Here is a 339-nt window from a genome sequence, read left to right on the forward strand (position 1 = left end):
GGTCGGCAGCACGGCATGCTGGATGTCGTAGAGCCGATAGTCGAGGCTCGTCAGTCGCCGTTGTTCGCGCAACCATATTTCCGTGCCCGGATACGGCGTGGTCACGCTGATGTTCACGATCTCGGGAATCTCCAGACACCATTGCCGGATCGTTTCGAAACGCTGGTGATCCCAGTCGGGATCGGCGATCAGATTGATCGCGACCGTGATGCCGAGCGAGCGCGCGAACGCGAGCGCCTCGAAGTTCTTGTCGACATCGATACGCTTGCGAAACGCCTTCAGCCCTTCGGCGTCGACGGCTTCGAGTCCGATGAACATGTATTGCAGACCGAGCGTGCG

The 339-nt window shown here is 59.9% G+C and carries 1 pseudogene; it reads right to left on the reverse strand.

The window, feature by feature from the left end:
* A pseudogene (locus tag SB753_RS35625) lies at positions 1–339 on the reverse strand (hopanoid C-3 methylase HpnR); the annotation flags it as partial.

The sequence above is a fragment of the Paraburkholderia sp. SIMBA_053 genome (genome assembly GCF_046534895.1).
Classification (GTDB): Bacteria; Pseudomonadota; Gammaproteobacteria; order Burkholderiales; family Burkholderiaceae; genus Paraburkholderia; species Paraburkholderia caledonica.